We start from the raw sequence: 24,507 nt of genomic DNA, 5'->3' as shown, positions 1-24,507 counted from the left end.
CGCGCGGCGGCCCGTCAGGCCGCCAGGTGCCCCGAGTCGTTCCAGCTCTCGATCGCCGGCTCCCCGTAGGCCCAGCCGAGCACGGACAGCGAGGTCGGGTTCAGCCGGATACGGGCCGCGAAGTCCAGCGGCAGCCCGAGCCACCGCGCGCCTATGGACCGCAGGATGTGTCCGTGGGCGAAGACCAGCACGTCACGGTCGGCCGAGCGGGCCCACGCCACGACCTCGTCCGCGCGCGCGGTGACGTCGGCCAGGCTCTCGCCGCCGGGGACGCCGTCCCGCCAGATCAGCCAGCCCGGCCGCACCGCCTGTATCTCGGCCGGTGTCATGCCCTCGTAGGAGCCGTAGTCCCACTCCATGAGCGTGTCCCAGGTCGTGGCGCGCTCACCGAACCCGGCCAGTTCGCACGTCTCACGCGCGCGGACCAGCGGACTGGTACGCACCTCGGTACCGGGCAGCCCCTCGAACGGCGCCCGGTGCAGCCGTTCGCCGAGCAGCTTCGCCCCGCGCCGGCCCTCCTCCAGGAGCGGTACGTCGGTCCTGCCGGTGTGCTTGCCGGACAGCGACCAATCCGTCTGTCCGTGCCGGGCCAGCAGGATGCGCGGTGCCATGGGAGACCTTTCCGGAGCGGGACGCCGAGCGGCGCCGGGGAACGAGAGGCGGGATACCTCCATCATCGCTCACCCCGGGCACGGGCAACCCGCCGGGCGGTGTCCGCGTCTTTGAGGGCTGAAGCGGCCGCACGGCCGGGTTGTGGACACCGTAAGGTGGCACGGTCGCCCGCCGGGTGCGGCACAGCAGAAGGGGGAGGGCGATCGGATGGCGCAGACCGAGACACCGGGCACCGAGGTGGCCCCGCGGACCCGGCTGCGCTGGTGGACCGAGCTGCCCCTGATCCTGCTCGTCTACGGCTGCTACTCGGCCGGCCGTCTCCTCGCCCGCGGCGACGTCTCCTCCGCCGTCGACCACGGCCTGGCGATCCTGCGGTTCGAGCAGGCCCTGCACCTCAACGCCGAACACCCGCTCAACCGGCTGTTCACGCGCGAGCCGTGGCTCGGCATACCGGCCGACTTCTGGTACGCCTCGCTGCACTACGTGGTCACGCCCGCCGTCCTGGTCTGGCTGTTCCGGGCCCGGGCCGAGCACTACCGGGCGGCCCGCACCTGGCTGATGACGTCCACGTTCTTCGGCCTGATCGGCTTCACCCTGCTGCCCACCTGCCCGCCGCGGCTGCTCTCCGCCGGCCACGGCTTCGTGGACACGATGGCCCACTACAGCTCGTACGGCTGGTGGGGCGGCGAGGCCAGCGCGCCGCGCGGCATGGGGGGCATGACCAACCAGTACGCGGCGATGCCGAGCCTGCACGTCGGCTGGGCGCTGTGGTGCGGGATCATGCTGTGGCGCTTCGGCGGCACGCGCCTGACGAAGGTGTGCGCCGTGGCCTACCCGCTGCTGACCGCCCTGGTGGTCATGGGCACCGCCAACCACTACTTCCTGGACGCGGTGGCGGGGGTGGCCGTGATGGGCGTGGGCCTGCTGCTCGCGCCGCACGTGATGCGCGGGGCGGACGTGCTCCGGGCCCGTCCGGGCACCGCCGCCGCACCGGCCCCGGCGGACGCGGGTTCCCCGATTGTCAGTCACGGATGCCAGACTTCCGCGGGTGAGCGAATTCCACGGCAGCGCGAGTCGCAGCTCTCATCCGCGGCCGAACCGGACGCCGTCGCCCGAGACGCGGGGGACGGGACTCCGGCACCGGCTCGCTGAGCTGCGCGGTCCCGACGTACCGGCCAAGGCCCTGGACGCGCGCGCCCTCGCGGCGCTCGCCGCCAACCCCGGGTGCCGCAGGCGGGCGATCCTGGACGGCGCCGGGGTGGACAAGGCGGCACTGGCGAGCGCGCTGGGCGCGCCATCGGGCTTCGGGCAGTCGCAGTTCGCCCTGACCCGGGGCAACGCGTTCGAGGCGAAGGTCAAGGCCGACGGCGGCGCCGAGCTGCTGCGGCTGGTGCACTCCCGCCTCGACCCGGGTGCCGAGCCGCCCGCGGGAGCCGCGGTCCCCGACCTGTCCGCGCCCGGCCCCGAGGGCCGCACGGCCCGGACGGCGCTGGCGCTGCGCGAGGCCGTGCGGGCGGGCGGCTGGACGCTGCTCGACCACCCGATGCTGGCGTTGGACGTGGCGGGTTCGCTCGCGTTCCTGGAGCCGGACGCGGTGGTGGTGCACCCGGACGGCGGCTGGACGGTCGTGGAGATCAAGTCCTTCCCGATGCTCGACGGTTCCGCCGACCCGGCGAAGGTGGGCGCGGCCGCCCGGCAGGCGGCGGTGTACGTGCTCGCCCTCGAGGAGGTCGCGGCCCGTCTCGACCCCGCGCCCGCGGTGCGCCACCGGGTGCTGCTGGTGTGCCCGAAGGACTTCTCCAACCTGCCCACCGCCTCCGCCGTCGACGTGCGCAAGCAGCGCGCGGTCACCGCCCGCCAGCTGGCCCGGCTCACCCGCGTCGAGGAGATCGCAGCGGCCCTGCCCGAGGGCACCTGCTTCGCGCCGGACCGGCCCGCCGAGGAGCTGACGGCGGCGGTCGAGGCGGTCCCGGCGTCATACGCGCCCGACTGCCTGGCCGCCTGCGAACTGGCCTTCCACTGCCGGGAGCGCTCCCGGCAGGCCGGCGCGGTGACCCCGCTCGGCCGTCCGCTCCGGGCCGAACTGGGCGGTCTGGCCACGGTCGAGGACGTCCTCGCCGCGGCCCGCGGCGAAAGCGGCGACCCTGACGACCCGGCGGTGGCGGCCCTGCGCCGGGCGGCCGCCCTGCGCGCGCAGGCCCTGCACACCCGGGAGGTGGCTCCTTGTCCCTGATCGCCACCCTCGCCCGGCTCGAGGCCGTCAGCACCGGCCGGGCCCAGCCCGCCGCGACCGTCCGCCACCGGCACCTGTCGGGCAGCCCCCTGGTGTTCGTGCCGCTCACCACCGCCGGTGAGGCCGGCGCCCCGCTCGGCGCGCTGGTCGGCACCGACCGGGACGCGCCGCGGCTGCTGGTCGTGCCGCAGCCCCGCGACCGCGACCTGCGCTTCGCGTTCCTCGCCGAACTGGCCGACGTGGTGCTGCCGTACATCGACTCCTACGCGCGGGACGTCGAGGCGGCCGAGCGCACCGAGACCGACCCGGAGACCGGCAAGCGCGTCAAGGTCGAGGTCGAACTGTGCGCGGACGCGCCCCAGCTGATCGTGCCGAGCCGCGCGGGCCTGGACTTCGTGCGGCTGCTCGGCCGCTCCATGCGCTTTCGCCGGACGGCCGAGCAGGACCCGGAGGCGCCGCACCCGGCGCCTCCCCATGTGCCGCTGCTCGGCCGCTGGCTGACGCACTACGGCGAGCGGGCCCGGGTGCCGGGCTCCTCCCTGCTGGTGTCCCTCACCGACCTGCTGTCCCGGCACTGGGCGACCGGCCAGTCCGGTCTTGAGGACCAGCACCTGGGGGCGCTGCTCGCCTGGATCGACGCTCCGCCGGTGACGGTCGTCCCCGGGCAGCGGGACGCGGGCGGCGCCGGGCGGGGCACCGGGGCCGAGGCGGCCCGCCGGGCCGAGCTCGCGCGGGACGCCGAGGGCCAGCTGCTGTGCCCGCCGGCCGGACCGGCCACCGACCCGGCGTTCGACAACAAGCTCCTGGCCCCGGCCATCGAGCGCTACGACCGTGCCCGCACCGCGCTGGCCTCGGCCGAGGACGCCCTGGCGGCGGACGACCGGCTGGCCGCGCTCACCGACGCCGAGCAGCGGATCCGCGACCTCGTCGCGAGCCGGACGCGGCCCACCTGGGACGCGGTGTGGCGGGGCCTGGACCTGCTGCGGACCCTGCCGGAGGGCGGGCACGTCGAGGAGCGCTGGACGCGGGACCGCTGGTCGTTCACCGGCCATCGCGACCGGGTGCTGGCCGGTGAGCCCCCGCAGCCGCGCCGCGACGACGCGGTGACGGCGGCGAACAAGCTGGCCACGCGCGAGCGCGAGCAGGCCCGCCTCGAGGCGCAGGAGGCGCTGGACGACCCGCTTGTGATGGCGGAGCGGCGGCTGGCCGGCGAGGCGTTCGCGGGCGAGGTCATCGACGTCGTGATGGCGTACAGCGAGGGGAAGCGGCCCAGCCCGCGCCCGCTGGTGACGGTCCGCACGGACGACCGGCCGCATCTGGCGGAGCGCGCGAAGGTGTACCGCTCGCTGGGCGGCAGGCCCCAGGCGGCGGAGTTCGCCGGTCACGCGGGCGCCCCCGAGGACGGCCTGCTGGTGCTGCGGATCGTGGACAAGATGGGCCGGGGCAAGGAGCCCGAGGCCGGCTCGGTGCCGGAGAAGGGCGACGCGGTCTGCTTCACCCTCTTCGAGCACGAGCAGCGCGGCGGTGCGAAGCTCCCCGATCCGGAGGAGACGCCGTGGACGCACGGCGGCCCGCCGGGCGAGGCGGTGCTGGAGGCACCCGACGCGGTGACCGGGGAGGACGTCCTGTGACGACCGTCGGATTCGACCCCTCGACCGCGGCGGCACGCGCCACGGACGCGATCCTGCACGACACCCTGCACGGCACCGAGCGGGGTGTGGTCGTGGACTCCCCGCCCGGGGCCGGCAAGTCCACGCTGGTGGTCCGCGCGGCGCTGGAGCTGGCCGGGGCCGGCCGGCCGCTGATGGTGGTGGCGCAGACCAACGCCCAGGTCGACGACCTGGTGCTGCGGCTCGCCGAGAAGGCGCCCGACCTGCCCGTCGGCCGGCTGCACAGCAGCGACGCCGACGCGTACGACAAGGCGCTGGACGAGCGGCCCGGCGTGCGTACGTCGGCGAAGGCGGCCGATCTGGCGGGCCTGCCGGTGGTCGTGTCCACCGCGGCGAAGTGGGCGCACGTCAAGGTGGACGAGCCGTGGCGGCACGCGATCGTCGACGAGGCGTACCAGATGCGCTCGGACTCGCTGCTGGCCGTCGCCGGCCTGTTCGAGCGGGCGCTGTTCGTGGGGGACCCCGGTCAGCTCGACCCGTTCGCGATCGTGGGCGGCGAGCAGTGGGCGGGCCTGTCGTACGACCCCTCGGCCTCCGCCGTCACCACGCTGCTGGCCCACAACCCCCAGCTCCCGCAGCACCGGCTGCCGGTCTCCTGGCGGTTGCCCGCCTCCGCGGCCCCGCTGGTCTCGGACGCCTTCTACCCGTACACCCCGTTCCGCAGCGGCACCGGTCACGGCGACCGCCGGCTGGCCTTCGCCGTCCCCTCCGACGGTTCGGGTCCCGACCGGGTGATCGACGAGGCGGCGGAGTCCGGGTGGGGCCTGCTGGAGCTGCCCGCCCGGCACACCCCGCGCACGGACCCGGAGGCGGTGCGGGCGGTGGCGGCGGTGGTGCGCCGGCTGCTGGACCGGGGAGGCGCGGCGGTGTCCGAGCGCTCGCCGGACCCCTCCCCGCTCACGGCCGACCGCGTCGCGGTGGGCATGGCCCACCGCGACCAGGCGGCGGCGGTCCGGGCGGCCCTGGCCGACCTGGGCGTGTCCGGGGTGACGGTCGACACCGCCAATCGCCTCCAGGGCCGGGAGTACGACGTCACGGTGGTCCTGCACCCGCTGTCCGGCCGCCCCGACGCCACCGCCTTCCACCTGGAGACCGGCCGGCTGTGCGTCCTGGCCTCGCGCCACCGGCACGCCTGCGTCGTGGTCTGCCGCGCGGGGGTGGGCGACCTGCTGGACGACTACCCGTCGACGGAACCGGTCCAGCTCGGCACGCTGGTGAAGTTCCCCGACGGTTGGGAGGCCAACCACGCGGTGCTGGCGCATCTGGCGGAGCACCGGGTCGGCTGGCGGCCCTGACGTCCCCTTGCGCCCGCGCGAGACAATGGACGGTGGCCGCCGGAAGGCGGCGCCCACGGAACCGTACGAGGAGGAGATGAAGACATGGCGGAGCCCACGCCGCGTCGGCACGAACCGCGGCGACGCCCCGCGCCCCTGCTCTTCGAGCCGGCAGAGGCGGCCGGCGACGCGGAGCACTTCTTCGACCTGGAGTCCATCGACGACCCGCGGGCGCTGCTGACCCGGGCCACGGAGCTGACCCAGGCGTTCCGCGCGGCGGCCGACCGGGCGGTGGAGTTCCAGGCCATCGCCGCGGCCCAGCTCGCCGACCCGCGCCGGTTCGACCGGCTGACCGCGGCGGACATCGCCGAGCGGGCGGAGTGGACCGAGGACTACGCGAAGAAGATGGTGGAGTTCGGCCGGGATCTGATGCGGGGGGTCGACACGGAGGGCCGGACGCCCGTCGATCCGGTCTGACCCGCCTGGCATATGCCAGGCGGGCAAGATACTCCTCCCTTCTCCCTCCTGTCCCGAATTTCCGCAACACAGGAGAACCGACCGCTCACTGCCGGTAGATGTAGTCGGCATGAGCAGCACTCCGCACGTCACCCGCGCCACCTCCGAAGGGGCCGCCTGGCTCGCCTCGGCAGGAACGCATCCGCGAAGCACGCTCGCCCTGTGGCGGGAGCGTCCGGACGCCCCGCTGGTCCTGCCCTGCGGCACCGCCTTCGACGTGATCAGCGCCCCGGCGGTCTTCGGGCGCCGCATGCTGGACCGGCTGTGGGACGACGGTCCCGGCTCGGGCCCGGTCGCGGTCTTCCGGGGCCGCACGCTCCTGTTCGCCGCCCCGGGCACGGCCCAGCGACTGCCGTCGCTGATGGCCTGGGAGGAGTGGGGGTCCCAGCGGGCGGACGCGGTGCCCGCCCTGCTCTGCCACGGCACGGGGGACGCGGTGACCGTCCCGCCGCTGGCCGGCGGCGACTCCCCCGCCACCGGCGGCTGCCGCTGGCTGGTCGCCCCGGACACCCGTCACCCCTGGCTGCCCGGGCCCGAGGTCGTGCTGTGGGCGGCCGTGCGGGCGGCCCGCGCCGCCGTGCGGATTTCGATTTTTCCTCCCGCCGACCAGGATGCTAAGGTCTACGACGTCAGCAGGCGCCGCTAGCTCAGTTGGTTAGAGCAGCTGACTCTTAATCAGCGGGTCCGGGGTTCGAGTCCCTGGCGGCGCACGATGACGATGGCGAGGCATGTTCGCGGACAGCGCGAACCTCCTCGCCATCTCTGTTTTCGCGCGGTCTCTCCCGTGAGGTGCGGCTTCCGGTCAACCTGTGAGGCCCGGGGTGATCTTGACGGTCCAGGCTCCTGATGTCGTGCGGTTCTCCACCTCGACCTTCACCTGGCTGCCGGGCACCGTGAAGCTCTCACCCAAGGCCACCGGGGCGTCGGCCAGGGGTGGGTAGACCGAGCTCTCCCAGCACGCCTCCGTCCGCGGATGCGCGTCCACCACCTGGATCGGGCCGCCGCCGGACTCCGCGCCGCCCTTCACCCGGTACACCAGGACGCCCTGCCGGCAGGCCGCACGGTCGTTGCCCGCCGAGCCACGCGCCTCGAAGGCCAGGGCGCTGTCGGGGCTCGTGCGCACGACCGCCAGCTTGACGCCGTGACCGAGCCCGAAGGCCGGGGCACCGGCCGTGCCCTGCACCGGGATGCCCGGACCGGCGGCCAGCGGCTCCAGCGTCAGCCGGGTCGGGCCCGCCCCCCGCACACACACCACCTGGCGCGGATCCAGCCATCCCAGCTTCCACTTGTGCCAGGCGAACAGATCCGGGGAAAGTCCGAACTGGCTGCCCATCAGGTCCCAGTCGCCGACATAGGTGTCCCAGTCGCCCTTGCCGTCGACCGGACGGTGATACAGGTCGGGGAGGTCGAAGACATGGCCGGTCTCATGGGCCAGGACCAGACGGTCGGGCGGATGCTTCTCGAACACCGTGACGACCCGCCGCACGTCCGTGTCGTCCACATGCACGGGGGTGTCGAGATTGACGACCTTCGTGGCGTCCGAGTCGACACCGGGCGCGTCCGGGTCGGCCACGAAGTAGACGACCGGGTAGCGGGAGAAGTCGACCTCCCGGTCGGCCGCGGCGAAGGCGTCCCGCAGATAGGCGGCGCGGTCGTCCGCGCTCCAGTCGCGCCTTATGGCGTACGCGGTCGACGGGCGCGGCATGCGCAGCCAGTGCCGCAGTGGGTGCGGGCGCAGCGTGAACCTGCCGTAGGAGGCCCGTTCGAAGAAGCGGCTGGTGGCCGGGAAGTGGTCGGCCGCCAGCTCGGCGGGGGTGGTGTGAGGAGTGGCGTCCGGGAACGACAGGAAGATCATGACGGCGTCGAGCGCGCCGGCCGGACGGGTGTAGCCGGCGTTCCAGGTGTCCACGCCCTCCGAGTGGTGGGCCTCGGTGCGGTGCAGGGCGCACGGGACCGTCGAGAAGGGCTCGGCGACCGACGGGCCGGTGAGGATCGAGGTCGCGGCGAGCGCCGACATCGTGGTGGCCACGGCGGCGGTGCTGCGCAGCTTGGGCACGGAAGGACCTCCGGATGCGGTTCGCGGGACACCACATCCAGACTGTGCGACTTCATTGGCATTCGTCCTGTTTGCCTGAACCAGAAGGGTGAGTACGCCCGTTTGCGCGCCGGCGCACATCGGCCACCGACACCCCGAAACACTCACGGAACGTCACAACTGGTCGGGGGCCTGAAGAACCCGTCCAGGTGCGGGCAGAAACGATCTGTCAGAACCTGTGGTCTGTCCGGGAGACTGACGAGTGGCTGGAAGGCCTCGGGGCCAGCCTCTATGATCGGCACACTTTCCGGCACGGACAGAGATCGAGTGCACTGCGGGAGCGAGCGGTGAGCGGAACGTCCGAAGGGCCGACGCCCGCGGCAGACCTCGACCGGTCAGCCGTCACAGACAGTGACCAACACATCTACCACCGTGTCTTCGCGGCCGCCCCGCTCTCCATGGCCGTCGTCGACGGCGAGGGCCTCGTCGTCAGCGCCAACGCCGCCTTCGGCGACCTTCTCGGCGCCGACCCCGAAGCGCTGGCCGGGCGGCCCGCGGCCGACCTGGTGGACCTGGCCTCCGACACCCGGACCTGGCACGCCTACCGCGAGGTGCTGAGCGGCCGGGAGGCCACCCTGCGCTGCACCCGCCGGCTGAAGCATCGCGAGGGGCACGCGGTGTGGGTGCAGGTCACGGTCGCCCCGCTGGCGGGCGGCGGGCCCGGCGTCCTGCTGTCGGTCGCCGATGTCAGCGCCCGCCGCGAACTCCAGGCGCGGCTACGGCACTTGCAGATGCACGACCCGGTGACCCGGCTGCCCAACCGCACCCTGTTCTTCGAGCGGCTGTCGGCCGCGCTGGAGGCGGAGTCGTACGAGCAGAGCGGCACCGGCCGGATCGGGCTGTGCTACCTGGACGTGGACGGCTTCAAGGCGGTCAACGACACCCTCGGCCACCGTGTCGGCGACCGACTGCTCGCGGCCGTCGCCGAGCGGCTGACCCGGGTCGCCGACGAGGCCGGGTACGCGCGCGCCGGCACCCCGCTGGTGGCCCGGCTCGGCGGTGACGAGTTCGCCCTGCTGGTCGAGGACTCCACGGGCACCGAGCAGGTCGCCGACCTCGCGGAGTCCGCGCTGAAGGCGCTGGAGGAGCCCTTCGACCTGGCCGGGCAGCGGCTGTCGCTCACCGCCTCCATCGGTGTGGTGGAACGGCACGCGGCCGGCACCACCGCCACCGGCCTGATGCAGGCCGCGGACACGACGCTGTACTGGGCGAAGGCGGACGGCAAGGGCCGCTGGACGCTGTTCGACCCGGAGCGCAACGCGCACCGGATCACCCGTCAGGCGCTCTCCTCCACCCTGCGCCCCGCCATCGAGCGCGGCGAATTCGCCCTGGAGTACCAGCCGTTGGTGGGCATGGAGGACGGACGGCTCAGCGGGGTCGAGGCGTTGGTCCGCTGGAATCATCCTCAGTTCGGCACACTGACGCCGAATCGGTTCATCGGACTGGCCGAGGAGGACGGTTCGATCGTCCAGCTCGGCCGGTGGGCGCTCGCGACCGCCTGCCGGCAGGCCCGCCGCTGGCAGCTGGACCGGCCCGGCGAAGCGCCGATCTTCGTCAGCGTCAACGTCGCCGTGCGCCAGGTCTGGGACTCGGACCTGGTCGCGGACGTGGCCGAGACGCTCGCCGAGACCGGGCTCGCCCCGCACCTGCTCCAGCTGGAGCTGACCGAGTCGGCCGTGATGGGCTCGGCGGGCCGCCCGCTCCAGGCCCTCCAGGCCCTCAGCGACATGGGCGTGCGCATCGCGATCGACGACTTCGGTACCGGCTACTCGAACCTGGCCTATCTGAGCCGGCTGCCGGTGAAGGTCCTGAAGCTGGACGGCTCCTTCGTGCGCGGTTTCCAGTACGAGGAGGCGGCCAAGGGCGTGCCGCCGAACCCGGCCGACGAGGTGATCGTGGAGGCGATGATCCAGCTCGCCCACCGGCTCGGTCTGACGGTGACCGCGGAGTGCGTGGAGACCTCGGCCCAGGCCACCCGGCTGCGCCGGATCGGCTGCGACACCGGGCAGGGCTGGCTGTACTCCCGTCCGGTGCCGCCGGATCGTATCTCCGAGCTGCTGGGCGGCCAGACCTACGCGGTGGGCAAGCCGTAGGCGTCGGCGATCAGTTCGTAGGAGCGCAGCCGCTGCTCGCCCCGGTGGGCGTGCGAGGTGAGCATCAGCTCGTCGGCGCCGGTGCGCGCGCGCAGGGCGTCCAGTCCGGAGCGGACCTCCTCGGCCGTGCCGTGCAGCATGTTGCCGGTCCAGGAGGCCACGAAGTCCTCCTCCATCGGGCTGAACTCGTACTTCTCGGCCTCGTCCGGGTCGGGGAAGAGGCCCGGTCGGCCGGTGCGCAGCCGCAGCATGTTCAGCGCGGCGGCCTTCACCTGGCGCCGGGCCTCCCGCTCGTCGTCCATGGCGAGGGCGGAGACGCCGATGAGGGCGTAGGGCGCGTCCAGCACCTCGGAGGGCCGGAAGGTCTGCCGGTACAGGTCGAGCGCCGGGACGGTGTTCTGCGCGGAGAAGTGGTGCGCGAAGGCGAAGGGCAGCCCGAGCAGGCCGGCCAGGCGGGCGCTGAAGCCGGAGGAGCCGAGCAGCCAGACCGGCGGGCGGTGCGGGGACTGGAGCCCGCCGGGGGCGCTGCCCTGCACCGGGCCGGGGATCGCGTGGATGCGCCGGTAGGGGTGCCCGTCGGGGAAGTCGTCGTCCAGGAAGCGGGTGAGCTCGGCCAGCTGCTGCGGGAAGTCGTCGGCGCCCTCGTCGAGCCTGTCGGTGCGGCGCAGCGCCGCGGCCGTGGCGCCGTCGGTGCCGGGCGCCCGTCCGAGGCCGAGGTCGATCCGCCCGGGAGCCATCGCCTCCAGGGTGCCGAACTGCTCGGCGATGACCAGCGGGGCGTGGTTGGGCAGCATGACGCCGCCCGAGCCGAGCCGGATGCGGTCGGTGTGCGCGGCGAGGTGGGCGAGGATCACGGCGGGCGAGGAGGAGGCGACGCCCGGCATGGAATGGTGCTCGGCCACCCAGTACCGGTGGAAACCACGCGACTCGGCGAGCCGGGACAGTGCCACGCTGGTGCGCAGCGCGTCGGTGGCGGTGCTGCCCGCGCCGACGGTCACCAGGTCCAGTACGGAGAGGGGGACGGGGGCGGTCCCGTGCGTCGTGCCCCTGATCTCGTCTGCCGACACGGTGGGTGCCTCCTGTTATGGCCGTGGACGGTCGTGCGCTGTCGTACGGCGGGCTAACAGGAGGCAGTCTCCGTTTATTCCCCGGGCCGAAGGGTCCGGCTCAGACCTGGACGAGGGGCTCCCTGGTGAAGAGCGTGCCGAGCGTCGGCGCGTTCACCCGCCGGTCGGCGAGCCGCAGCCCTTCCCAGACGGACACCTGGTTCGCGGTGAGCACCGGCTTCGACAGCGACTTCTCCAGCAGGTGCAGGTGGGCGGCCGTGTGCAGCGCGGTGTCCGGCAGCAGCACCGCCTCCGCGTCCGGGCCGTCCGCGGACCGGGCCAGCGTCAGCACCTCCTCCTCGCCCCAGGTCCCGACCTCCGCCGCCGTGACGATCCCGGACGAGCGCACCGCGACCACCTCGAGGCCGCCCGCCCGCAGGAAGTCCGCGAACAGACCGGCCACGTCCTCCGGGTAGGTCGCGCCCACGGCGACCCGGCGCACGCCCAGCTCCCGGGCCGCGTGCACGAAGGCGAAGGACGTCGAGGAGGCGGGCATCCCACCCAGCCGGGCCAGGGTGCGCACCTGTTCCTGGGCGCCCTCCCAGCCGTGCACGAAGCTGCCGCTGGTGCAGGCCCACACCACCGCGTCGGCCCCGGACAGCCGCAGCCCCTCCATGCCCGCGGCGAGCCGCTCGGCCGAGCCCATCTCGCGCAGCGCGTCGACGCGGTGCGCGTCCTCACCGATGTCGGTGTGCACCACGTCCAGGCGGATGTCGCGGCCCAGGAGCTGCTCGATGCGCGGATAGTCGTCCTCGCCGGAGCGGCCCGGATAGAGGAAGCCCAGTGCAGTCATGTCAGCCCTTCTCCGTGTTCCTGCGTTCTCTGTTCCTGCGTGCTCTGCGGGTCCTGCGGGTCCTGCCGGTTCTGCGTGCTCTGCGTTCCTTCCGGCAGCGAGGGCCAGTCACGCGCGGCCTCGTCCAGCAGCGCCTGATAGGGCCCCACGGCTCGGGTACCCAGTCGGCGCAGCGCCGCCCACATCGTGACCTGGTTGGCCGAGATCACCGGGATGCGCAGCTCCGCCTCCAACTGGGGGATGACGTCGTACGTCGCCAGGTTGGTGCAGGAGATGAACAGGGCGTCGGCCGAGCCGGGGCGGACCGCGCGCCGGGCCATGGCGACCACCTCCCGGTACGGCACCCGCCAGATGTGGTGGGTGAGCCCCATGAAGGCGCGGCCGGTGACCCGCACCCCGGCCTCGGCGACGTACCGCTCCAGGGCCCGGGTGACGGACACCGTGTAGGGGGTGACGAGGGCCACCCGGCGCACCCGCAGCTCGGCCAGTGCCTCCAGCAGCGCGCCGGAGGTGGTCACCGAGGGCGGCGCGCCGGCCGCGCTCATCGCCGCGCACATGGCCCGCTCGCCCGCGATCCCGTCGACGAAGCTGCCGGAGGTGCACGCGTAGGCGACGACCTCGGGCGCGACGGCGCTCAGGGCCCGCACCGCCTCGCCGAGCGTCCGGTGCTCGCTGACCAGCCGGGCCAGGTCCAGGCTCACCTCCACCGGCACGAACGGGGTCCGGGTCAGGTGCAGGGACACCTCGTCCGGGACCCAGCGCCACAGCTCGCGGTCGAGGGCGAAGTCGAAGGGTGCCACGACACCGACCCCCCGCTGGGGGCGGGGGCCGCCGAGGAAGGAGACGTCCATGGCAAGGCACCGGCCTCACGCTGGGAGACGAGGGAAAGGGTCGTCGTACGCCCGTGTTGACGAAGGTAGGTTCGGGTGCGAGCGTGGTCAATCCGCGCATGTCAGACGCCCGGAGCCGCCCGCATGACGCCGACCCTGCCCACCCTCCTGGTTTTGGACGCCGACCCGCCGCCCCGTCTCGGGCGCCTCACCGGCCGGGCGCGGATCGAGCACACCGACGCGGCCGGCCTCGCCGGACGGCTGCCGACGGCGGACGTGCTGCTGGTGTGGGACTTCTCCTCGCGCGCGGTCCGGGACGCCTGGCCCGGGGCGGGCCCGCGGCCCCGCTGGGTGCACACCGCGAGCGCGGGCGTGGACCATCTGATGTGTCCGGAACTCGCCGTCTCCGACACGGTGGTGACGAACGCGCGCGGCATCTTCGACCAGCCGATCGCCGAGTACGTGGCCGCACTGGTGCTGGCGGTGGCCAAGGACCTGCCGCGCACGCTGGAGCTCCAGCGGGAGCGGACCTGGGGGCACCGGGAGACCCGCAGGGTGGCGGGCACGCGCGCGTGCGTGATCGGCTCGGGCCCGATCGGCCGGGCCATCGCCCGCACCCTGAAGGCGCTGGACGTGACGACGGCGCTGGTCGGGCGGGTGCCGCGGACCGGCATCCACGGCCCGGGCGACCTGGACCGGCTGATCTCCCGCGCCGACTGGGTGATCTCCGCGGCGCCGCTGACCGAGCAGACGTACGGCATGTTCGACACCCGCCGGTTCGGCGTGATGCAGCCCTCGGCGGTCTTCGTGAACGTCGGCCGCGGCGGACTCGTCGACGAGGACGCCCTGGCCGAGGCGCTGCGCCGGCGCTGGATCGCCGGCGCGGCCCTGGATGTCTTCGCCGCCGAACCCCTCGCCGGGGACAGCCCGTTGTGGGGGCTGCCGGGACTGATCGTCTCCCCGCACATGAGCGGCGACACGGTCGGCTGGCGGGACGAACTGGGCTCCCAGTTCGTGGAGTTGTACGAGCGCTGGGCGGCCGGCAGGCCGCTGCGGAACGTGGTCGACAAGAAACGCGGATACGTGCCCGGTCACTGACACCCCGGGAGGGTGCATGCAGCTCACCGAACTGACCGCCGTTCAGCTCCTCGACGGCTACCGCAAGGGCGAGTTCAGCCCGGTGGAGGCGACCGAGCAGGCCCTGCTCCGGGCGCGGCGGATCCAGCCGGAGGTGAACGCGTTCGCGCGGCTCACCGAGGAGGACGCGCTCGCGGGGGCGCGGGAGTCGGCCGAGCGGTGGCGGCGCGGGGCACCGGCGGGGCTGCTCGACGGTGTGCCGGTGACGGTGAAGGACCTCCTGCTGCTGCGCGGCCACCCGACGCTGCGCGGCTCCAAGACCATCGCGGAGCAGGGCCGCTGGGAGGAGGACGCGCCGTCCGTCGCCCGGCTGCGCGAGCACGGAGCGGTGTTCCTGGGCAAGACCACGACACCCGAGTACGGCTGGAAGGGGGTCACCGACTCCCCGCTGACCGGGGTGACCCGCAACCCGTACGACCCCTCGCGCACCGCGGGCGGCTCGAGCGGTGGCAGCGCCGCGGCCGTAGCGCTCGGCGCGGGCCCGCTGTCGCTGGGCACGGACGGCGGCGGCAGCGTCCGCATCCCGGCCGCGTTCTGCGGGATCTTCGGGCTGAAGCCGACGTACGGCAGGGTGCCGTTGTACCCGGCGAGCGCCTTCGGCACGCTCTCGCACGTCGGCCCGATGACCCGGGACGCGGCCGACGCGGCGCTGCTGCTCGACGTCATCGGCCATCCCGACCCGCGCGACTGGTCGGCGCTGCCCCCGCCGCCCGGGTCGTTCACGGCGGCGCTGGACGAGGGCGTGCGCGGGCTGCGGGTCGCCTACTCGCCGTCCCTCGGCGGGCAGGTGGCCGTCCGCCCGGGGGTCGCGGCGGCCGTGCGCCGCGCGGTGGCCGGCCTCGCCGACCTCGGCGCGTACGTCGAGGAGGCCGACCCGGACTTCAGCGACCCGGTGGACGCCTTCCACACCCTGTGGTTCAGCGGCGCGGCCCGCCTCACGCAAAGCTTCTCGCCGAACCGGCGGCGGCTGCTCGACCCCGGCCTGCGCGAGATCTGCGCGCAGGGCGCCCGGTTCGGCGCGTTGGACTACCTGGCCGCGGTGGACGTGCGCATGGACCTCGGCCGCCGGATGGGCCGCTTCCACGAGCGGTACGACCTGCTGGTCACGCCCACCCTGCCGGTCACGGCGTTCGAGGCGGGCCGGGAGGTCCCCGCGGGGTCCGGGCTGAGGCGCTGGACCGGGTGGACCCCGTTCACCTACCCCTTCAACATGACCCAGCAGCCGGCGGCGACGGTCCCGGTCGGCCTGGACGACGACGGGCTGCCCGTGGGGCTCCAGGTCGTCGCCGCCCGGCACCGCGACGACCTGGTGCTGCGCGCCTCGCACGCCCTGTACGAGGCGGACCTCACACTCTCCGGAAGCTGAGCGTCTCCCCCGCCGCGCCCGTGCGCCACAGGTCGTTGCAGGCCTCGGCCATCGCGTCGAGACCGGACACCACCTGGCCCCAGACGATCCCGGGCACCCAGCCCACGTCCCCGTTGAGCAGCAGGTTGTTGCGCTCGTAGAACAGGGCCAGGTCGACCACGGTGGCCCCGGGCCGTACCTCCCGGTCGTAGCCGTAGGCCCGGGTGCCCAGTTCGGCGCCGGCGAAGGAGAAGTAACAGAGATCGCCGGGGATCGGGGTGACCGTCGGGTTCTCCAGTGGGGGTTCCGTGGAGGCGAGGGGCGGGAAGAGGGCGTAGATCTCGTTGCGCGCGTACTTCGCGTGGTACACGTCGCCCCCGAGCGGCAGTGCCTCCCACACCGCCGCGCAGGTCAGGGGCGCGCGATCGTCCAGCAGTCGTGCCGTGCAGTGCACATTCCGCCTGTCGAGCGAGACGGTGACGAGTCGATCGGCCATGGAACCAAGGGTGCATACGACGGGAGCGCTTGGGTAGCCGCGCCGCCATGGCTCCACCACTTGGGAACGACGCGCACACGATCCGGTCGGAACACAGACACAGCAGGCGCTCACTGCTCGCCGGTGCCGCGGCGCTCGGCGCCCTGGGCGCGCTGGGCGCCGCGGGTTGCACGCGGGTGGCGTCGGCGTCGGACGAGAACGGCGGCGACCTGCTCGACCGGCTGCGCGCACAGGGTGTCGTACGGCTCGGGATAGCCGGCGAGATCCCCTTCGGGTACATCGACAGGGACGGCCGGCTCACCGGTGAGGCACCGGAGCTGGCGAAGGCGGTCTTCAAGCGGCTCGGGGTGGCCCGGGTGCAGCCGGTGCCGACGGAGTTCGGCTCGCTCATCCCGGGGCTCAACTCCCAGCAGTTCGACGTCGTGGCCGCCGGGATGTACGTCAATGCCGAGCGCTGCCAGCAGGTGATCTTCGCCGATCCCGACTATCAGATGCTGGACGCGTTCATCGTTCGCAAGGGGAACCCGAAGGGGTTGCACTCCTACCGGGACGTCGTGGCGAAGAAGGCGAGGTTCGCCACCGGCACCGGGTACGCGGAGATCCAGTACGCGGTGGAGGCCGGGTACAAGGAGAGCGACATCCTGATCGTCCCGGACCAGGTGGCCGGGCTGAACGCCGTGGAGGCGGGGCGCGTCGACGTCTTCGCCGGTACGGCGCTGACCGTCCGCGAGGTGGTGAAGAAGTCGGGCAGGACGGAGGCCACCAAGCCGTTCGCCCCGCTGGTCAAGGGCAAACCGCACGTCGACGGCGGGGCGTTCGCGTTCCGGCCCGCCGAGACACGGCTGCGGGACGCCTTCAACGTCGAGCTGCGCAAGCTGAAGAAGAGCGGGGAGCTGTTCCGGATCCTGCGGCCCTTCGGCTTCACCGAGGCCGAGATGACGGACATGACCGCGAAGGAGCTCTGCCGCGGATGACCTCAGGGCTCTGGGAACTCGTACTCAAGGGCATCTGGACCACCGTCCAACTGCTGGTGTTCAGCGCGCTGCTGGCAACCGCGGTGTCCTTCGTCGCCGGCGTCGCGCGCACCCACCGGCTGTGGATCGTGCGCTTCCTCGCCGGCTTCTACACCGAGGTGTTCCGCGGCACCTCGGCACTGGTGATGATCTTCTGGGTGTTCTTCGTGCTGCCGGTCGCCTTCGGCTGGCAGCTGGTACCGATGTGGGCGGGCACGCTGGCGCTCGGGCTGACGTACGGCGCCTACGGCTCGGAGATCGTGCGCGGCGCGCTGAACGCGGTCGACCCGGCCCAGAAGGAGGGGGGCATCGCGCTCAGCTTCACCCCCGCCCAGCGGCTGCGGCTGATCCTGCTGCCGCAGGCGGTGCCGGAGATGATCCCGCCCTTCTCCAACCTGCTGATCGAGCTGCTCAAGGGCACCGCGCTGGTGTCGGTCATGGGCATGGGCGATCTGACGTTCAGCGCCAACCTGGTGCGCCTCGCCCTCCAGCAGAGCGCGGAGATCTACACGTACGTCCTGCTGATCTACTTCGCGATCGCCTTCGTGCTGACCCGGCTGATGCGCGGTCTGGAGAAGCGGCTGAAGCCCGGGGCCGGCAAGGAACCCGCCCCGGAGCCCGCGGCGCGTGAGCTGAAGACGGCCGAGACGACCGGAGTGGGGGGTGGGGTCGCATGAAGTGGGACTGGAACGCCGTGAGCGACTTCATGCCGGACTTCTGGGACGGGCTGCTGGTCACCCTGCAGGCCCTGGCCCTCGGTTCGCTGCTGTCCTTCACCCTGGGCCTGGTGTGGACGCTGCTGATGCGGACCCCGAGCCGGTGGGTGCGCTGGCCGGTCGGGGTGGTCACCGAGTTCGTGCGCAACACCCCGCTGCTGGTGCAACTGTTCTTCCTCTTCTACGTGCTGCCGGAGTGGGGCCTGACCTTCTCCGCGCTGGCCACCGGCGTCTTCGCGATCGGTCTGCACTACTCGACGTACACGATGCAGGTCTACCGGGCCGGCATCGAGGCCGTTCCGGTCGGCCAGTGGGAGGCGGCGACGGCGCTGAACCTGCCCCGGCGGCGGACCTGGACCGCGGTGATCCTGCCGCAGGCGATCCGCCGGGTGGTGCCCGCCCTCGGCAACTACGTGATCTCCATGCTCAAGGACACGCCGATGCTGATGGTGATCACCGTGCTGGAGATGCTCGGTCACGCCCGCCTCTTCTCCCAGCAGCACTTCCAGTTCACCGAGCCCCTGACCGTGATCGGGGTGGCCTTCATCCTCATCTCCTACCTGGCCTCCCTTCTTCTGCGAGCCCTGGAGCGACGCCTTGTCCGTTGAGACCCGAACCAAGTCGTCGGTCACCGACGCACAGCCCACCGACGTGATCCGCCTGGAGGGGGTCACCAAGCGCTTCGGGACGAACACCGTCCTCGACGACCTGAACTTCTCCGTCGCCCCCGGCAGGCACGTGACCCTGATCGGGCCGTCCGGCTCGGGCAAGACCACGATCCTGCGGCTGCTGATGACCCTCACCAAGCCGGACGAGGGCACGATCACCGTCGACGGGGAGCGGTTGTTCCCCGCGCCGGAGAAGCAGGTCCGGGAGGTGCGCAAGAAGATCGGGATGGTGTTCCAGCAGTTCAACCTGTTCCCGAACATGTCGGTGCTGCGGAACATCACCGAGGCGCCGGTGCGGGTCCTCGGCATGTCCCGGGACGAGGCCGAGGCCCGGGCGCGCGAGCTGCTGGAGCTGGTGGGGCTGGCCGACAAGTGCGACGCCCGGCCCACCCGGCTCTCCGGTGGCCAGCAGCAGCGGGTGGCGATCGCCCGGGCGCTGGCGATGCGGCCCCAGGTGCTGCTGCTGGACGAGGTGACCTCGGCGCTCGACCCGGAGCTGGTCGCGGGAGTGCTCGATCTGCTCAGGGACATCGCCCGCAGCACCGACATCACGATGCTGTGCGTGACCCACGAGATGGGTTTCGCCCGGGACATCTCGGACCAGGTCCTGATGTTCGACTCCGGCCGGGTGATCGAATCGGGCTCACCGGAGAAGATCTTCAGCGATCCGGAGCGGGACCGGACCCGGGAATTCCTCAGCGCGGTCCTCTGACTACGAGGGGTGAGGGCCGGAACAGTCGAGGTCCAGACGCTGGGTGATGACTCAGGCATATGCCAGAGGGTCTGCGCCCCAGTTCGGAGGGGGACGGCGAGTGACACAATCTCGCCAACCCCCTCTCCTCGACCGCCCTTTGCCCGTTATCGTGGTAGCGATCCGCCGACCGGATCTCGCGGCCACAGACAGGCGAGCGCAGGGGGAAACCGTGGCGCTGATGCACGAGCCGACCGCCCCGAACCACTCCGCCCAGGACGCCCTGCGCGTTCTGGAGACCGTGGCCCGTCACCCCGCCGGCGTCACCGACACCGAGCTGGGCCGCCGCACCCGCCTGGAACCCGAGCGGCTGACCACCCTGCTGCGGATGCTGCGCCGCGAGGGCTACGTCGAGCAGATCGCGGACGGGGCGTACGTCACCGGTGAGACCCTGCGCCGGCTGACCTCGGCGCACGACCGCGAGCGGGCCCTGCGCGACAAGCTCCAGCACACCCTGGACCGGCTGCGGGACTCCGTCGGCGCGGCCGTCTACATGAGCCGGTACGTAGACGGCGAGGTCAGGGTCACCCAGTACGCGGCCGGGCCCGGCACCCCGGCGGTCAACGAGTGGGTCGACTTCCGCTGCTCCGCGCACGCCACCGCGGTCGGCAAGAGCCTGCTGACCCAGCTCGACCACAACGGGCGCCGTGACCACCTCTCCCGGTACAAGATGGCCCGTCTGACCTCGCGCACCATCACCAGCGACAAGCTGCTGCTCTCCCGCCTCGAGTCCCAGCCGCCGACCGTCCCGGTGCTCGACCTCCAGGAGTACGCGATCGGCACGGTCTGCGCGGCCGTCCCGATCACCGCGGGCTCGTCGGTCGGCTGCCTGGCACTGTCCCTCCCGGTCGAGCACGCCCACCGCCTGCGCCAGGCCGCGGACGCCCTGAACCGCAGCGCGGCTCCGGTGCTCCTGTCGCTCGCGCTCTGAGTGGTCACGAGCACCCCGGCGGACCAGGTAGTATTTTCTTCGTCGCCGGCCGCGAGACGCGGAAGGCGAGAGTCATGCGCCGCTAGCTCAGTTGGTTAGAGCAGCTGACTCTTAATCAGCGGGTCCGGGGTTCGAGTCCCTGGCGGCGCACAATGACGATGGCGAGCCACGTCCGCGGAAAGCGCGGACCTGGCTCGCCATCGCTGTTATTGCGCGGCTGCGCCGCTTTCCGCTGTCAGCAGCCGGTACGCGACCTCCCCCGACGGCCGCCACCACACCGGGTCGGCGCACCGGACCCCCTCCCGGCGGGACCGCCCGGTGGATCTTGTTCGTCGCGGTCACCGGCATCCGCTCCAGCCCCCGCACGAAGCGGGGCGCCGTCTTCGTCCCGAGATCCGGCTGGGCCCGCAGGAACGCGGCGAACCCCGCCGGGTCGAAGGTCCCGGCGATGGTGGCCATCACCTGGTCCCCGGTCACCGGGTCCGGCACCCCGTACGCGGCCACCGCGTCCGCCCCCTCGTACCGGGCAACGATGTTCTCGATCACCGCGGCGGCCCACGGCAACCGACACCGCATCAGAAGTGGAGGGTCACGGCATCAGGCCGTCGGCCGCCGAGAACATCGCGTGCGCGACGGCCATGAACCCCAGACAGAAGACGACGATCAGGCCGAGGAAGGCCAGCACGCAGCCGGACTCGGTGGCCAGCCGGGGCTGCTCCGGGAGGTACCGCACGGTGACGAAGTCGCCCTCCAGGACGGTGGCGGGACCGCCGGCCTCCTCGAACCGGACCTGGACACCCTCACCGGTGGTGTACTCGTAGACGTGGTGCACGCTCGTGCTCACGGACGTGTCCCCGCCGCCCCCGCTGGTCGTGGTGTACATGCGCAGGCAGCGCGCCTCGGCCGTCAGGCCGTGCTGCCACGTCCGGCTGATCCGCCGGGCGCGGTGGACCAGCCGGAACGCCATGTAGCCGACACCCGCGATCATGAGGGTGGGCACGAGGTAGAAGAGCAGTTCGAACATGAGGTTCCCCCGAGGTCGGTACGCCGCTCCGGAAGACCGGCGTGCGCGGAATGTATCCGGCGGGGCGCACACGCGCCCTCAAGGGAACCTCAGTTTCCGAGCTGTGACACGCCGCTCAGAAGGTGACGTCCGAGCAGGCGTAGAACGCGTTGCCCGTGTCCGCGATCGTCCACACCGCGACGATGACGTGGTGACCGCTGAGGCCGGACGGCAGGGTGCCGCTGTGGCTGAGGGTGGCCGGCGGGCGCTGCCCGTTGTAAGGCACCGTCAGGAACGGGGTGAGGTTGAGGTCCGAGCGGGACAGTGCGTGGTTCTGGTCCCAGCCCGGCTTGGTGACGTAGTACCTGAAGTCCGTCGTGGCGTGCATGGCCGTGAACTGCCAGCGGAAGGTGTACGACTGGCCGCCGGTGACCCGGGTGGTGGGCCAGGCCGCGCCGGACGGTGTTTTCGGCGAGCTGAGCTGGGCGAACCGGCTCACACCGCCGTTGCAGATCTGGCCGTCGGCGGGTCCGGCGGCCGGGAAGCCCTTGGGGCCCTCGACGCTCTGCGGCTCCCACTGGATGTCGCCGCAGTTCGCCACGGTGCCGTTCTGGCAGAGCTTCTGCCTGCTGATGGGGAGGTCGGTGTAGCCGTGCCCGCTGGCGCCGCCGGAGGAGAGCACGAAGGCTCCGGCGGTCGCCACGCCCAGCACGGCCGCGGACAACTTGGTCTTGGTGCGCATGCTACCGCTCCTGGAGAACGTGGGGGATGTTCACTGAGCTGAGCTTTAGCTGTGCGGTGCGGTGCGGTGCCGTGCCCCGCCGCGAGCAAGGCGGGGCACTAGGTCTAGACCAAGTCCCAATGTATGGGCGTTGGTTGAGAGTGTCCACAACAACGGCAGCCCGATCCCGGGCGGCCTCAGGTCGGCTCCCTGCGGCCCGAGCAGAACGCCACCGTCAGGTCCCGCACCAGCACCTTGCGCTCGTAGTCGTCCAGTTCGACGAGCCCGCGCATGGTCAGCCTGGTCACCGTGTCCTCCACCGAGTCCACGACCGAGTTGAGCATGCCGGACCGCTCCCGGGCGTCCAGCGCGGCGATCTGGCGCCGGTGCATCGAGGCGGCGACCTCGGGCGCGTACTCCACCCGGAGCGGCCGCACCGAGAACACCTCGAGGCCGATCGGCCCCGCCTCCGCCGCCACCAGCCGCGTCAGCGCCTCACCGGCCGCCGCCACCCCACCCCGGGGACCGCCCGGCGGGTCCACCGCCACCCGGGCCAGCGCGGCCTCGACGCACTCCCGCAGATACGTCTCGTGGTCGTCGATGCCGAGCACGGCCCGGGCGGTGTCCCGCACCCGCCACACGACCAGCACCACCACCCGCAGCGCCACCCCGTTGCCGTCCGTCGCCGGCATCGCCTCGCTGCGCCAGTGCCGCAGCCGCACGTCGACCCGGCGGCGGGCCACCAGCGGGTTCACCCACAGCAGGCCGGTGCGCCTGACCGTCCCCCGGTACCGGCCGAACAGCCCGAGCAGCCGAGCCTGCCCGGTCCGGCCCCGGGCGAGCCCGCCGAAGCCGAGCGCGCCGAGCGCCCCCGCTCCGGCGTACGCCGCCCACTGCCCCGGGCCGAGCCCCGCGCCGCCGTACCCCGGCAGGCGCAGCGCGTCCACCGCGAAGGACGGCAGCACGCCCGCCCACCACGAGGTGGCCAGACAGCCGGCCACACCGCCCATCCCGGCCAGCACCCCGACCAGACCGGGCAGCACCCGCGCCGGGCGCTCCACCAGTTCGGGGTCGAGACAGGGGGCCGTCCGGCCGGGCACCGGGGCCGGGCGCCCGAGGCGCGGCTGCTCACCGGTGCCCCGCCGACGGGCCACCACGGCGGGCTTCAGCGGCACCGACACCGGCTCGGGGTCGTCGCGGAACAGCAGGTGGACGGGGATCTCGGTGGTCGCCTCGGTGTGGATCAGCCGGGCCGGACGGATGGCCGTACCGCCCGGGCCGGCCGCACCCTCGGGATGTTCCTCGAACTCGGCAGTGTGTGACGTGGTCGTACTCATGCGTGCTCCAGCCTCCGCGCCAGACGCGTCATGACGGTCAATGAGATGAAAGAGGTGAGAGAGATGAGAGGAGAGAAATGAGGGGGGTGAGGGAGAAGAAGGGAAGGAGAGCGGCGGTGGTCCCGGAGCGGGAAGGCGCGGCTAGGCGAACAGCCGGCGCCAGGTCTCCGGGCCCGGGTAGCCGTCCGCCGCGCCACCGCGCCAGCCCTGGCTGCGCTGGAACGCCTCGACGGCCCGCCGGTCGGCGTCGCCCCAGCGCGGTCCGGGCCCGGTGGCGTAGAACCTGCCGAACCCTTTCTTCACGAGCTGCCGCCCCAGCCGGGTGACGTACTCGTTCTCCGCGCCCGGGCGGAACCAGGTCCGGCCGGGGAAGCCGGGCACGCCGTGCGAGGCGGGCGAGCCCGGCGTGGTGGTGCCGCCCGGGATGCTCTTGCCCCGGCCGGTGACAAGCAGGTCCCAGGTGCGCGGGCCGGGCCGCCCGTCGGCGTCCGCGCCCGTCCAGCCCTGGGCCCGCTGGAAGGCCTGGGTGGCCCGGCGGTCCGCCTCGCCCCAGACGGGGCCGGGGCCGCTGGTGTAGAAGGCGCCGGCGCCACGGGCCACCAGCATCCGGCCCAGCTCGGTGACGTGCTTGTTGTTCGCGCCGGGCCCGAAGTAGGCGGCGCCCGGGAACGGCGTGGCCGACTTGCCGCCGGTGGCCTGGCCGCCCGCGCTTCCGCCGGTCAGGCCCTTGTACCGGTAGGGCACGTACTTGCTGCCGTTGCTCCAGTACGGGTACGGGGTGGGCTGGCTGCGGGCGTGCGGGGGCGTCTGTTCGTAGACCGTGTACTCGGTGTGCGTGTGGTCCGTCCAGCCGCCGAAGATCACGACGTGGGAGCCGGCCTCCGGGTTGTCCGGGTTGTGGAAGAGCAGGATGTCACCGGGCTGCAGCTCGTCCTTGGTGATCTTCACGCCGAAGTGGGCGAGACTGCCGGTCCACTCGTTGGAGGTCAGCCCCCAGGCCATGGACACATAGCCCGAGCAGTCCTGCCGGTAGCCGTCGGACCAGTACGCGCTCATGCTGTACGGCACCTTGGCGGTCACCCAGACCTTGGCCCGCTTGATGATCTCGGTCCGGGTGGTGGCGGGGGTCGGGGTGGCCGCGGCGGTGGTCCCGGCGGTGCCGGTCGC

General features: G+C 72.9%; 24 protein-coding genes, 2 tRNA genes and 1 pseudogene. 16 read left to right on the top strand and 11 right to left on the bottom strand.

Features of this window, described 5'->3' with window-relative positions:
* Positions 1-14: 14 nt before the first annotated feature.
* Positions 15-611: a histidine phosphatase family protein gene (locus tag V7E45_RS19195; protein WP_333775406.1), complete on the bottom strand. Its 597-nt coding sequence runs from the start codon at positions 609-611 to the stop codon at positions 15-17.
* A 208-nt stretch (positions 612-819) separates the two neighbouring features.
* On the opposite strand from V7E45_RS19195, the gene V7E45_RS19190 reads away from it, so the two are divergent.
* The 7 genes from V7E45_RS19190 (at position 820) to V7E45_RS19160 (ending at position 7,015) form a co-directional block, all read left to right on the top strand.
* Positions 820-1,764 carry a phosphatase PAP2 family protein gene (locus V7E45_RS19190; protein ID WP_333775405.1) on the top strand — a complete coding sequence of 315 codons (945 nt, stop codon included), beginning with the start codon at positions 820-822 and terminating at the stop codon, positions 1,762-1,764.
* Positions 1,661-2,845 carry a hypothetical protein gene (locus V7E45_RS19185; protein ID WP_443056093.1) on the top strand — a complete coding sequence of 395 codons (1,185 nt, stop codon included), beginning with the start codon at positions 1,661-1,663 and terminating at the stop codon, positions 2,843-2,845. Before V7E45_RS19190 ends, V7E45_RS19185 begins: the two co-directional genes overlap by 104 nt.
* Positions 2,836-4,476: a hypothetical protein gene (locus V7E45_RS19180; RefSeq protein WP_333775404.1), complete on the top strand. Its 1,641-nt coding sequence runs from the start codon at positions 2,836-2,838 to the stop codon at positions 4,474-4,476. The genes V7E45_RS19185 and V7E45_RS19180 overlap by 10 nt, the downstream gene beginning before the upstream one ends.
* Entirely contained in the window at positions 4,473-5,810 is a 1,338-nt protein-coding gene (locus V7E45_RS19175) for an AAA family ATPase (protein WP_333775403.1), read from the top strand. The genes V7E45_RS19180 and V7E45_RS19175 overlap by 4 nt, the downstream gene beginning before the upstream one ends.
* Before the next feature lie 84 nt (positions 5,811-5,894).
* Positions 5,895-6,266, top strand: coding sequence for a hypothetical protein (locus tag V7E45_RS19170; RefSeq protein ID WP_319148524.1), 372 nt, complete (start codon positions 5,895-5,897; stop codon positions 6,264-6,266).
* 109 nt (positions 6,267-6,375) lie between these two features.
* Positions 6,376-6,951: a bifunctional DNA primase/polymerase gene (locus V7E45_RS19165; protein WP_333775402.1), complete on the top strand. Its 576-nt coding sequence runs from the start codon at positions 6,376-6,378 to the stop codon at positions 6,949-6,951.
* Positions 6,942-7,015, top strand: a tRNA-Lys gene (locus V7E45_RS19160). Before V7E45_RS19165 ends, V7E45_RS19160 begins: the two co-directional genes overlap by 10 nt.
* 92 nt (positions 7,016-7,107) lie before the next feature.
* On the opposite strand, the gene V7E45_RS19155 is transcribed toward V7E45_RS19160, so the two are convergent.
* A complete protein-coding gene (locus tag V7E45_RS19155) occupies positions 7,108-8,322 on the bottom strand; it encodes a M6 family metalloprotease domain-containing protein (protein WP_333775414.1) in 1,215 nt (404 codons plus the stop codon).
* Positions 8,323-8,687: 365 nt separating this feature from the next.
* On the opposite strand from V7E45_RS19155, the gene V7E45_RS19150 reads away from it, so the two are divergent.
* The gene (locus V7E45_RS19150) at positions 8,688-10,493 is read left to right on the top strand and encodes a putative bifunctional diguanylate cyclase/phosphodiesterase (RefSeq protein ID WP_333775401.1); all 1,806 of its coding nucleotides are present in this window, start codon (positions 8,688-8,690) and stop codon (positions 10,491-10,493) included.
* Here V7E45_RS19150 and V7E45_RS19145 read toward each other — a convergent pair.
* The 3 genes from V7E45_RS19145 to V7E45_RS19135 all read right to left on the bottom strand — a co-directional run bounded on the left by V7E45_RS19145 (position 10,472) and on the right by V7E45_RS19135 (position 13,243).
* The gene (locus V7E45_RS19145; protein WP_333775400.1) at positions 10,472-11,560 is read right to left on the bottom strand and encodes an LLM class flavin-dependent oxidoreductase; all 1,089 of its coding nucleotides are present in this window, start codon (positions 11,558-11,560) and stop codon (positions 10,472-10,474) included. The genes V7E45_RS19150 and V7E45_RS19145 overlap by 22 nt on opposite strands.
* 100 nt (positions 11,561-11,660) lie before the next feature.
* Positions 11,661-12,392, bottom strand: coding sequence for a maleate cis-trans isomerase family protein (locus tag V7E45_RS19140; protein ID WP_333775399.1), 732 nt, complete (start codon positions 12,390-12,392; stop codon positions 11,661-11,663).
* Positions 12,389-13,243, bottom strand: a complete 855-nt coding sequence (locus tag V7E45_RS19135; RefSeq protein ID WP_333775398.1) for a maleate cis-trans isomerase family protein — start codon at positions 13,241-13,243, stop codon at positions 12,389-12,391. The genes V7E45_RS19140 and V7E45_RS19135 overlap by 4 nt, the downstream gene beginning before the upstream one ends.
* 123 nt (positions 13,244-13,366) lie before the next feature.
* On the opposite strand from V7E45_RS19135, the gene V7E45_RS19130 reads away from it, so the two are divergent.
* A complete protein-coding gene (locus V7E45_RS19130; protein WP_333775397.1) occupies positions 13,367-14,320 on the top strand; it encodes a D-2-hydroxyacid dehydrogenase in 954 nt (317 codons plus the stop codon).
* Between the two features lie 16 nt (positions 14,321-14,336).
* Complete coding sequence (locus tag V7E45_RS19125; protein ID WP_333775396.1) at positions 14,337-15,725, top strand: amidase; 1,389 nt, start codon at positions 14,337-14,339, stop codon at positions 15,723-15,725.
* On the opposite strand, the gene V7E45_RS19120 is transcribed toward V7E45_RS19125, so the two are convergent.
* Positions 15,706-16,200 (bottom strand): DUF3830 family protein, encoded by a 495-nt coding sequence (locus tag V7E45_RS19120; RefSeq protein ID WP_333775395.1) that lies wholly within the window; start codon positions 16,198-16,200, stop codon positions 15,706-15,708. The genes V7E45_RS19125 and V7E45_RS19120 overlap by 20 nt on opposite strands.
* A 47-nt stretch (positions 16,201-16,247) precedes the next feature.
* Between V7E45_RS19120 and ehuB the strand changes: the two genes are divergently transcribed.
* The 6 genes from ehuB to V7E45_RS19090 all read left to right on the top strand — a co-directional run bounded on the left by ehuB (position 16,248) and on the right by V7E45_RS19090 (position 20,429).
* Positions 16,248-17,174 carry an ectoine/hydroxyectoine ABC transporter substrate-binding protein EhuB gene (ehuB, locus tag V7E45_RS19115; RefSeq protein ID WP_333775394.1) on the top strand — a complete coding sequence of 309 codons (927 nt, stop codon included), beginning with the start codon at positions 16,248-16,250 and terminating at the stop codon, positions 17,172-17,174.
* Positions 17,171-17,890, top strand: a complete 720-nt coding sequence (gene ehuC / locus V7E45_RS19110; protein ID WP_333775393.1) for an ectoine/hydroxyectoine ABC transporter permease subunit EhuC — start codon at positions 17,171-17,173, stop codon at positions 17,888-17,890. The genes ehuB and ehuC overlap by 4 nt, the downstream gene beginning before the upstream one ends.
* The gene (ehuD, locus tag V7E45_RS19105; RefSeq protein ID WP_333775392.1) at positions 17,887-18,537 is read left to right on the top strand and encodes an ectoine/hydroxyectoine ABC transporter permease subunit EhuD; all 651 of its coding nucleotides are present in this window, start codon (positions 17,887-17,889) and stop codon (positions 18,535-18,537) included. Before ehuC ends, ehuD begins: the two co-directional genes overlap by 4 nt.
* Complete coding sequence (gene ehuA, locus V7E45_RS19100) at positions 18,527-19,309, top strand: ectoine/hydroxyectoine ABC transporter ATP-binding protein EhuA (RefSeq protein WP_333775391.1); 783 nt, start codon at positions 18,527-18,529, stop codon at positions 19,307-19,309. Before ehuD ends, ehuA begins: the two co-directional genes overlap by 11 nt.
* A 211-nt stretch (positions 19,310-19,520) precedes the next feature.
* Positions 19,521-20,279 (top strand): IclR family transcriptional regulator, encoded by a 759-nt coding sequence (locus tag V7E45_RS19095; RefSeq protein WP_333775390.1) that lies wholly within the window; start codon positions 19,521-19,523, stop codon positions 20,277-20,279.
* Positions 20,280-20,355: 76 nt separating this feature from the next.
* A tRNA-Lys gene (locus V7E45_RS19090) sits at positions 20,356-20,429 on the top strand.
* On the opposite strand, the pseudogene V7E45_RS19085 reads toward V7E45_RS19090, so the two are convergent.
* The 5 genes and pseudogenes from V7E45_RS19085 to V7E45_RS19065 all read right to left on the bottom strand — a co-directional run.
* Positions 20,395-20,834, bottom strand: a pseudogene (locus V7E45_RS19085) (acyl-CoA synthetase); the annotation flags it as partial. The gene V7E45_RS19090 and the pseudogene V7E45_RS19085 sit on opposite strands and share 35 nt — an antisense overlap.
* 34 nt (positions 20,835-20,868) lie before the next feature.
* Complete coding sequence (locus tag V7E45_RS19080; protein WP_333775389.1) at positions 20,869-21,303, bottom strand: DUF3592 domain-containing protein; 435 nt, start codon at positions 21,301-21,303, stop codon at positions 20,869-20,871.
* 115 nt (positions 21,304-21,418) lie between these two features.
* The gene (locus tag V7E45_RS19075; protein WP_333775388.1) at positions 21,419-22,024 is read right to left on the bottom strand and encodes a lytic polysaccharide monooxygenase auxiliary activity family 9 protein; all 606 of its coding nucleotides are present in this window, start codon (positions 22,022-22,024) and stop codon (positions 21,419-21,421) included.
* Positions 22,025-22,200: 176 nt separating this feature from the next.
* Positions 22,201-23,340 carry an SPFH domain-containing protein gene (locus tag V7E45_RS19070; protein ID WP_333775387.1) on the bottom strand — a complete coding sequence of 380 codons (1,140 nt, stop codon included), beginning with the start codon at positions 23,338-23,340 and terminating at the stop codon, positions 22,201-22,203.
* A 141-nt stretch (positions 23,341-23,481) separates the two neighbouring features.
* Positions 23,482-24,507, bottom strand: a 1,026-nt coding sequence (locus V7E45_RS19065; RefSeq protein ID WP_333775386.1) for a peptidoglycan-binding protein, incomplete at its 5' end; no start/stop codon positions are given.

Origin of the sequence: Streptomyces sp. IBSBF 3136 (assembly GCF_036815105.1) — a bacterium.
In the GTDB taxonomy this organism is placed as follows: Bacteria; Actinomycetota; Actinomycetes; order Streptomycetales; family Streptomycetaceae; genus Streptomyces.
The sequence above is the reverse complement of the archived record's forward strand: the minus strand, read 5'-3'. Positions and strand labels throughout refer to the sequence as shown.